At 33.2% G+C, this 8,445-nt stretch carries 10 protein-coding genes; 5 read left to right on the plus strand and 5 right to left on the minus strand.

What is annotated here, in order from left to right:
- Nucleotides 1-7: 7 nt before the first annotated feature.
- Nucleotides 8-598 carry a peptide deformylase gene (gene def, locus HRU49_RS07825; RefSeq protein WP_296355870.1) on the minus strand — a complete coding sequence of 197 codons (591 nt, stop codon included), beginning with the start codon at nucleotides 596-598 and terminating at the stop codon, nucleotides 8-10.
- A gap of 38 nt (nucleotides 599-636) precedes the next feature.
- Nucleotides 637-1,050 carry a Holliday junction resolvase RuvX gene (ruvX, locus tag HRU49_RS07830; protein ID WP_296355871.1) on the minus strand — a complete coding sequence of 138 codons (414 nt, stop codon included), beginning with the start codon at nucleotides 1,048-1,050 and terminating at the stop codon, nucleotides 637-639.
- Between the two features lie 361 nt (nucleotides 1,051-1,411).
- Here ruvX and HRU49_RS07835 point away from each other — a divergent pair, with 361 nt between their 5' ends.
- Together HRU49_RS07835 and HRU49_RS07840 are read left to right on the plus strand one after the other, a co-directional pair.
- Nucleotides 1,412-2,227, plus strand: coding sequence for a 2,3,4,5-tetrahydropyridine-2,6-dicarboxylate N-succinyltransferase (locus HRU49_RS07835; RefSeq protein ID WP_296355873.1), 816 nt, complete (start codon nucleotides 1,412-1,414; stop codon nucleotides 2,225-2,227).
- The gene (locus HRU49_RS07840; RefSeq protein WP_296355875.1) at nucleotides 2,228-3,289 is read left to right on the plus strand and encodes a glycosyltransferase family 9 protein; all 1,062 of its coding nucleotides are present in this window, start codon (nucleotides 2,228-2,230) and stop codon (nucleotides 3,287-3,289) included.
- Between the two features lie 2 nt (nucleotides 3,290-3,291).
- Here HRU49_RS07840 and HRU49_RS07845 read toward each other — a convergent pair whose 3' ends face one another.
- Nucleotides 3,292-4,113: a glycosyltransferase family 2 protein gene (locus tag HRU49_RS07845; RefSeq protein WP_296355876.1), complete on the minus strand. Its 822-nt coding sequence runs from the start codon at nucleotides 4,111-4,113 to the stop codon at nucleotides 3,292-3,294.
- A gap of 3 nt (nucleotides 4,114-4,116) precedes the next feature.
- Entirely contained in the window at nucleotides 4,117-4,938 is an 822-nt protein-coding gene (locus tag HRU49_RS07850) for a glycosyltransferase family 2 protein (protein WP_296355878.1), read from the minus strand.
- Between the two features lie 41 nt (nucleotides 4,939-4,979).
- Here HRU49_RS07850 and HRU49_RS07855 point away from each other — a divergent pair, with 41 nt between their 5' ends.
- Nucleotides 4,980-5,741, plus strand: coding sequence for a glycosyltransferase family 2 protein (locus HRU49_RS07855; RefSeq protein ID WP_296355880.1), 762 nt, complete (start codon nucleotides 4,980-4,982; stop codon nucleotides 5,739-5,741).
- On the opposite strand, the gene HRU49_RS07860 is transcribed toward HRU49_RS07855, so the two are convergent.
- The gene (locus tag HRU49_RS07860; RefSeq protein ID WP_296355881.1) at nucleotides 5,738-6,511 is read right to left on the minus strand and encodes a Kdo domain containing protein; all 774 of its coding nucleotides are present in this window, start codon (nucleotides 6,509-6,511) and stop codon (nucleotides 5,738-5,740) included. The genes HRU49_RS07855 and HRU49_RS07860 overlap by 4 nt on opposite strands.
- Nucleotides 6,512-6,578: 67 nt before the next feature.
- Here HRU49_RS07860 and HRU49_RS07865 point away from each other — a divergent pair, with 67 nt between their 5' ends.
- Both HRU49_RS07865 and HRU49_RS07870 read left to right on the plus strand, forming a co-directional pair.
- On the plus strand, nucleotides 6,579-7,430 hold the full coding sequence (locus HRU49_RS07865) for a glycosyltransferase (RefSeq protein ID WP_296355883.1): 852 nt from the start codon (nucleotides 6,579-6,581) through the stop codon (nucleotides 7,428-7,430).
- Nucleotides 7,431-7,467: 37 nt separating this feature from the next.
- Nucleotides 7,468-8,445, plus strand: a 978-nt coding sequence (locus HRU49_RS07870; RefSeq protein WP_296355885.1) for a glycosyltransferase, incomplete at its 3' end; no start/stop codon positions are given.

Here is an 8,445-nt window from a genome sequence, read left to right on the forward strand (position 1 = left end):
CTTTGTGTTAACGCTTTCTACTCATTGCTGGAAAACGCATTTTGTAATCTATTTTAATTTTTCCTTTTGAAATATTGGTCAATTTTCCTTTTATCAAACGCTTTTTAAATGAAGATAGTTTATCGGTAAACAATACACCTTCAATATGATCGTATTCGTGCTGAATAACTCTTGCTATTAAACCATCATACTCTTCAACATGTGTATTAAAATCTTCGTCTTGATATTGGACTTTGATATTTGGCTTTCTAAAAACGTCTTCCCTTACATCTGGAATGCTCAAGCAGCCTTCATTAAAAGCCCATTCATCACCTTCCTCTTCAATGATTTTGGCATTGATAAATGTCTGTTTAAATCCTTTAAGTTTAGATCTTTCTTCGTCTGAAAGGTCTTCATCTTCAGAAAAGGGATCGGTATCAACTAAAAACAAACGAATAGGCAATCCTATTTGAGGAGCGGCTAAGCCAACACCATATGCACCATACATGGTCTCGTACATATTCTCAATTAACTCATCTAGCTTTGGATAATCTTTTGTGATTTCCTTGGCCTTTTTTTTGAGAACAGCATCCCCATATGCAACAATTGGTAGTATCATAATCTGTTTTATTTCGGGTGCAAAAGTACGATTCTTATTTAAAAATTTGAAGAAAGGTAACTCTGTAATATTAACGTTGCGCTGATTTCGTCTATTAAGGCTTTATTCTGTCTTTGCTTTTTATTTAATCCACTAGCTATCATGGTTTGAAATGCCATTTTAGAGGTAAATCGTTCATCTACTCTAACAATTGGAATTCGAGGAAATTCTTTGGCTAAAACCTTAAGAAATTTTTGAATATAGATTTCACTTTCAGAGGCAGTATTATCCATCTGCTTTGGCTCCCCTACTACAAACTTCTCAACCGTCTCAACAGCAGTATATTCTTTTAAAAAAGTAACTAAATCTTTAGTTTCAACTGTGATAAGACCAGATGCAATAATTTGCAGCTCATCAGTAACAGCTATGCCAGTGCGTTTAGTACCGTAGTCTATGGCTATTAATCTTCCCATGTGCCGCAAAGATAGTGCAATAAAAAACGCTTCTGATAAAAAAGAAGCGTTTTTAAATTGGCTACCCATTAAATCGTAGATTTTATCATCTTCTACAAATAAATCACATTAAATACTTATACAAAACGTCAATTATTCAATTGGTATATGTTCTAAAAAAAGAAAACTCCTCAAATTAAGGGGAGAGGAGTTTTCGTAATTAGCTATTAATTAAACTCTCAGATCAATTTATTCAGAATAAATTATCATCGCATTTAATACTTATTAGACACCACTATTTTTATAAGGTCACAAATTTTTTAAAAATATTTTTTGAAGCCTATTATCAGCTTATCTTTGGGGTAAAATTTTAATAGCTCAGATGAAAGACTTACAATCGATTATAGAAAATGCTTGGGATGACAGATCTCAACTTACATATGAAGAAACTATTAGTGCCATAAGAGAAGTTATTGACCTTATTGATGAGGGAAGCCTAAGAGTTGCAGAACCAACTGCAGATGGTTGGCAAGTAAATGAATGGGTAAAAAAGGCGGTTGTTTTATATTTTCCAATACAAAAAATGGAAACCCATGAGGTTGGTATTTTTGAATACCATGATAAAATTCCATTAAAACGACACTATAAAGAAAAAGGCATTAGAGTTGTACCTCACGCTGTCGCAAGACATGGTGCTTATATCTCTAAAGGGGTTATTATGATGCCAAGTTATGTTAATATTGGTGCTTACGTAGATGAAGGTACTATGGTCGATACTTGGGCGACAGTTGGAAGCTGTGCACAAATTGGAAAGAATGTACACCTCTCTGGTGGAGTTGGTATTGGTGGAGTTCTTGAACCTTTACAAGCTGCTCCTGTAATTATAGAGGATGGTGCTTTTATTGGTAGTCGTTGCATTGTTGTGGAGGGAGTACATGTAGAAAAAGAAGCCGTACTTGGAGCCAATGTTGTATTAACTATGAGCACTAAAATCATTGACGTAACTGGTGATAAGCCAATAGAAATGAAAGGTCGTGTACCAGCAAGGTCTGTAGTGATTCCTGGAAGTTATACAAAAACCTTTGCTGCAGGAGAATTTCAAGTGCCGTGTGCCTTAATTATTGGAAAGCGAAAAGAAAGTACTGATAAAAAAACGTCTTTGAACGATGCTCTTCGAGAATATGATGTTGCTGTATAAATGAAGGTTTTAATCATACAGCAAAAAATGATTGGTGATGTTTTGGCCACAAGTGTTTTATTTGAAGCTTTGAAACACCATTATCCACAAGCAGAATTGCACTATGTAATCAATTCTCACACCTACCCTGTAGTAGAGCAAAATCCTAATATTGATAAATTTCAATTTTTTACACCTAAGCACGAAAAGAGTAAGTATAAACTGTTGAAATTTGCCAACCAATTGCGTCGAGAAAACTATGATGTAGTTATTGATGTCTATTCCAAATTATCGAGCAATATTATTGCATTGAGATCAAAAGCGAAGACAAAAATTTCTATTGACAAAGGGTATAATGTATTAATTTATAATCACAGATTTAAACATAAATTAAAACCGGAAACGAATGCTGGATTAGCCATTGAAAACAGATTGCAATTGTTGCAGCCTTTAAATATTAATAGTAATAGTATCAAACCTAAAATTTATCTCACAGACTCAGAAAAGACGTCTGCAAAGCAATATTTAGAAGCTCAAAATTTAGATCTTAATAAACCAATATTTATGATTGGTGTTTTAGGAAGTGGTCACAATAAAACCTATCCGCATGCTTACATGGCTCAGGTTATAGATCTTATCGTCAATGAACAAAAAGATTGTCAAATACTATTTAATTATATCCCTAAACAAGAAAGTGATGCTAAAGCAATCTATGATTTATGTAGCCTAAAAACCCAGAAACAAATTTATTTTAACATCTTTGGAAAGAGTTTAAGAGATTTTTTGGCCTTAACGCATTTTTGCAAAGCGTTAATCGGAAATGAAGGCGGGGCAATAAATATGGCCAAAGCACTAGATATTCCAACATTTACTATTTTCTCCCCTTGGATTAAAAAGGAAGCATGGAATATGTTTGATGATGACAAAAAGCATGTGTCAGTGCATCTAAAAGATTACTTAGACACCCCGTATAAAGGTATAGATCATCCAAAAGAACTTAAATCAAAAGCCCAGGAGCTTTATATGGAATTGAGACCGGATTTATTTAAAGCACCATTAGAGCAATTCTTAAGGGTTCATTAGAACTAACCTTTTATAATGCCGTATTCGGTCCATTTAAGATTTTCCTTTTTTACCTTAGCTCTGATCGCTAAATTTCGGTCTAAAGATTCTTGAGTCTTATACCCACGTGCATGATCCAAATGTAAACAAATGGCCTTATAACGAATTTGCTTTGTCTTAATACCATTATTAATGAGTCGTTCACCTAACTCTCTATCTGGACCACCATACTGCATACGCTCATCATAACCATTAATGGCAATAAGATCCGATTTCCAAGCAGAAGAGTTACAATTATTGAAGGTAGCACCTGTTGGAGTCAATAAATCTAAAATGTTGGCAAAACCATTTTTTGCAGAGAGCTTTAACTTATTCTTTCCACTTAATTCACCTTGTTCTTTTAGCCACTTTACCTCAAAACAACGTTTTGATTTAATATCATCTTCCACTATAGTCTCACTGATATCCATAGGAAGTTTACAATATCCACCTGATAAGAAATAACCGCTTTCTGCATGCATGGCATGGGTTTCCACAAAATCCTCTCTTGGAATACAATCGCCATCGGTAAACAGGATGTATTCATTTTTAGCCATAACAATGGCTTCATTTAAAATTTTCTGACGTCGATAGCCTTTATCTTCATGCCAAGCATGTGTGATTTTAACTGGATAGTTTACTTTGAACTTGTCAATTAACGCTTTGGTTTCATTTGTTGATCCGTCATCTGCTATGATAATATCAAAGTCTTTATACGTTTGAATACTATAACCATAGAGCACCTTCTCTAACCAATCGGTTTTATTATAAGTAGCAATTATTACTGTGATTTTTGGTAATGCCATAATTTAGGTCTTGATACCAAAATTGGTATAGGTTTTTCTGTTGTTTTTAGTCGATTTCCTAATCTTACGATTTAAGGATTCTGCCTCTTCATTCTTATAAGGCCTCTCATGATGCAAATGTACGCAAATAGCACTATACCTTACCTGCAAAAAAGTAATACCATTATTCATCATACGTTCACCAATCTCTCGATCCTCACCTCCATATTGCATACGTTCATCAAAACCCTTAACTGCTAAAACATCCTCTTTAAAACATGAGACATTCATACCATCAAACGTGGCCTTAGTTGGCGTTAATGTGTTTAATAACTTTGCTTTAAACTTTGATCTAGTCAGCTTATTTAGCTTGAACGATTTTGGCTGACCTTTTGCCAACAACCAAATTTTATCAAAACACTTTTGTTTGGTAACTATTTCCGGAGTAATGGCATTGGAAATTTTTTCTGTAAGCTTAAAGTAACCACCTGAAAGGACATGTTTCGATTTTTTTAATGTCAAATGCGTTTCAACAAAATCCTTACGAGCAATACAATCACCGTCCGTAAAAATGAGATAATCGCTTTGACTTGCGAGTATAGCCTTATTCAAAATTTTAGTCTTCTGAAATCCATTATCCTCCTGCCATATATGATTTATCGGCATTTTATATGATTTAGAAAATTCATGAATAACTGTATTAGTAGACTCATCAGATCCGTCATCTGCAATAATAATTTCAAAATTCCCCTCCGTTTGTAAAGTATAACTATGCAAGACCAATTTTAACCAATCAGGTTGGTTATAAGTACTTATAATTACAGTGGCCTTAAGTGGTATTTGCATAAGTACAAAAATACTATTTTTACAACTGTTAAAATGGGACTATGTTAAAACTATCTGGTGTAATAATAACCTTCAACGAAGAACGAAATATTGAAAGGTGTTTACAATCTTTAGTACCTGTTGTAGATGAAATCGTCGTCATCGATTCCCATTCTACAGATAGTACAAAATCTATTTGCGAAAAATTCGACGTTAGATTTATAGAACAAGAATTTCTCGGATATATTGAGCAAAAAAATTTTGCACTAGACCAAGTAAAATATAATCACGTAGTTTCTTTAGATGGGGATGAAGCTTTATCCGAAGAATTGCAAAAGTCGCTCTTAAATCTAAAATCAACTTGGGAATTTGATGGTTATTATGCCAAACGTTTCAATAATTTTTGCGGACAATGGATAAAACATTCGGATTGGTATCCTAATAAAAAATTACGAGTTTTTGATAAAACCAAAGCCGAATGGAGAGGAATTAATCCTCATGATAATGTTCAATTGTTAGATGCCAAATCCAAAGTTGGATATCTTAAAGGTGATATTTTACATTGGACTTATCAGACCTATGAGGAAATGGATCAGAAATCAGAATATTTTTCAACTATTGCGGCAGAGGCTTATTACAGCAAAGGTAAAGGCGCTTCAGCTCTAAATATTATTTGGAATCCTACATGGGCATTCTTCAAAGCCTATATCCTTAGATTAGGATTTTTAGATGGCAAAAATGGCTTTAGAATTTGTTACCAAACGTGGAAAATCACCTACCTTAAGTATAAAAAACTGAGACAGCTTTACAAGAATAAAACCTAGTTTTTCTTACTTCTCCAGAAGTAATACTTCTTTTTAAAAGCTTCTTTTCTTTTGAAACCAGAAGAGAACTTTTCCGAAAAATAATACATACGCTCTCGAACCTCATTATGAGGTCGGTTAATCAACTTTGCATATTCTTCGCTTATGATATCTAACATATAATCCTTGGGTGATAAACGGGCAAAATTAGCATATCGTTCATCATCACTTAAAGTTTTAAATTCCATTCGGTTGAGATCTACTAAATAGAATTTATACCCATCATTCTCTTTTTTTATTAAAGTGTTTCCTGGGGAGTGATCTAAAAAATGAATCCCTTTTTCATGTAATAGAAAGGTAAACTGGGTGAACTGCCTTAAGATGGAATCATAATCTTCGCACTGCGGTTGGTCAATTAATTTACGTATCGTAAAATCATAATCAAGTTGTTTACTGATGTAATAGCTTTTCCCAAATACAAATAATGAAAAGCACTCGACATAAGCCTCAGGACTTGGTGTAAGAATACCGTTATATAATAATTTTTCAGCATAGAGAAACGAACGTTCCGCTTTACTTTTTCTAAAAAATCGATAAACAATTTTATTAATAACATTAGGTACCTTAAAGGCCTTAATATTATACTTAACACCATCAACTTCTAAGACTTTTATGACATTTCGGTAGCCAGTACCAATCAATTCTCCCTCATTATTAAACCTATCTAAAGCCTCTTTTACTGCTTTAGTTTTTAAAGAAGAGTTTTTATGTATAATAACCTTTTCAGCCATGAGTTCTTGTCATAAGCTGCAAAAGTAGGTATTTAATTCTTTAAATTTGTGCTCTCAATACGACCTAATGTTTAAACACTATCTAATAACCAGATTTAATTTAAAAAATAAAAATTGGAACGTCACCAAAAACAACGAGTCTTTATTGACGAGAGAATGGATGACCCATCGTATTGAATTATTTAGCAATTATTGCTTGCCTTCTGTGTCAAGTCAAACGAACACCAATTTTCAATGGTTACTCTTTTTTGATATCACTACTGATGAGGATTTCAAAAAAATAGTTGAGGAATTATTACAACCGTATTCTCACTTTAGGACGTTCTATATTAATGGAATGGAAGAATTTCATTCTTCAATAAAGACCTATATAAATGGTAGCAGTGAAAACTCTGAATACCTCATTACATCTAGAATTGATAATGACGATTGTATTCATAAGGATTATATTGCAACCATTCAGTCTCAGTTTAATCACCAAGAATTCATGGCTATTGATATTTTAAAAGGTTACTCTCTTCAAATATCACCTCATATAATGCTTGGAAAAAAAGAGCATATTTTTAATCCTTTTATCAGTCTGATTGAGAAAAATGATTCTCCTAAAACAGTTTGGTTTAGTGATCACAATATGTGGAAAAAAGAATCACGTCGTATTGAAATTGCCAATAGGCGATTATGGATGTCAATTATTCACGAAAAGAATAAAGTCAATGAATTTGATGGTTATGATAAGGTAGATTGGAATGCTATTAAAAAAGACTTTATCGTATCAGAGAAAATTGATAAACAAGTGACTTCGGACTTAATTCCGCATCACAAATGGAGGTTCTTAAGTCTAAAAAACAAACTCTATGTAAACTATGTGTTAGCTAGTAAGAAATTTAAAAAAGCCTTAGGATTATATAAAATTAAATAGGCTTAATACTTACATTAGCAACTTTAAAGAATATCGCATGCGATTAATACAATTTACAGCCTCTAATGGTTGGCGTGGTCATGAGCAAAAAATAATCTATCTCTATGAAGCCTTTGAAGCTGAAGGTTATGTTGAAGACCAATGGATTGTTTGCCCTGTAGATTCTGAAATCAATCGTGTTGCTTCAGAAAAAGGCATGAACGTTATTCCTTTTGAATACAAATCTGAATACAGTTTATCCTATGCTAAAACATTCAAAAAAATAGCTCAGGAAAATAAGGCATCTGTAATATTTATCCATAGCAGTAAAGCACATACTTTAGCTGTACTAGCCGCCTTTATTTTTGGATTAAAAGTACCATTAGTTTTATGTAGAACCTTAATTAAACGCGTAGATACCAATGTCTTCAGAAAATGGAAATACAATTACGAGGGTATTAAGAAAATAATCTGTGTATCCCTACCAGTTGTAGAATCTTTAAAATTTGCAGTTAAAGACCACAGTCGATTTACGGTAATTGGAAGTGTTACTGATATTGACAAATTTCAAAAGCAAAAGGCCAACGGCTTATTGCATGACGAATTTAATATTCCTAAATCCCAAAAACTTATAGGAAATATTGCGGAATTTACAGGTTTTAAAGATCATTACACGTGGATTGATACGGCAGAAATTCTTATCAAGGAGCACAACATAAATGCAAAATTTATACTTGTTGGAAAAGGTAGTTTAGAACAAGACATTCGGAATTACGTAGATAAAAAAGGAATCGCCAAACACATTATTTTTACTGGATTTAGACGAGACGTCCCTGAGATATTACCTGAACTAGATCTATTCTTATTTACCTCTAACAACGAACCTACTGGCGGTGTTCTTTTAGAATCATATGCGTGTCGTGTTCCAATAGTTGCTGCAGATGCTGGTGGTATTGCTGAGGTTATTGTTGATGGAGAAACTGGGATTTTAGCAGAAGTTGGAAATCCTAAAGACTTTGCTAAAAAAGTTATCTTA

Source organism: Winogradskyella sp., assembly GCF_013213975.1.
GTDB lineage: Bacteria > Bacteroidota > Bacteroidia > Flavobacteriales > Flavobacteriaceae > Winogradskyella.

Excerpts from the sequence above, each read along its gene's own strand:
- HRU49_RS07865 (WP_296355883.1), top strand. The coding sequence starts at position 6,579 with ATGTTTAAACACTATCTAATAACCAGATTTAATTTAAAAAATAAAAAT.
- HRU49_RS07855 (WP_296355880.1), top strand. The coding sequence starts at position 4,980 with ATGTTAAAACTATCTGGTGTAATAATAACCTTCAACGAAGAACGAAAT.
- ruvX (WP_296355871.1), bottom strand. The coding sequence starts at position 1,050 with ATGGGAAGATTAATAGCCATAGACTACGGTACTAAACGCACTGGCATA.
- HRU49_RS07845 (WP_296355876.1), bottom strand. The coding sequence starts at position 4,113 with ATGGCATTACCAAAAATCACAGTAATAATTGCTACTTATAATAAAACC.
- HRU49_RS07840 (WP_296355875.1), top strand. The coding sequence starts at position 2,228 with ATGAAGGTTTTAATCATACAGCAAAAAATGATTGGTGATGTTTTGGCC.
- HRU49_RS07850 (WP_296355878.1), bottom strand. The coding sequence starts at position 4,938 with ATGCAAATACCACTTAAGGCCACTGTAATTATAAGTACTTATAACCAA.
- def (WP_296355870.1), bottom strand. The coding sequence starts at position 598 with ATGATACTACCAATTGTTGCATATGGGGATGCTGTTCTCAAAAAAAAG.
- HRU49_RS07860 (WP_296355881.1), bottom strand. The coding sequence starts at position 6,511 with ATGGCTGAAAAGGTTATTATACATAAAAACTCTTCTTTAAAAACTAAA.
- HRU49_RS07835 (WP_296355873.1), top strand. The coding sequence starts at position 1,412 with ATGAAAGACTTACAATCGATTATAGAAAATGCTTGGGATGACAGATCT.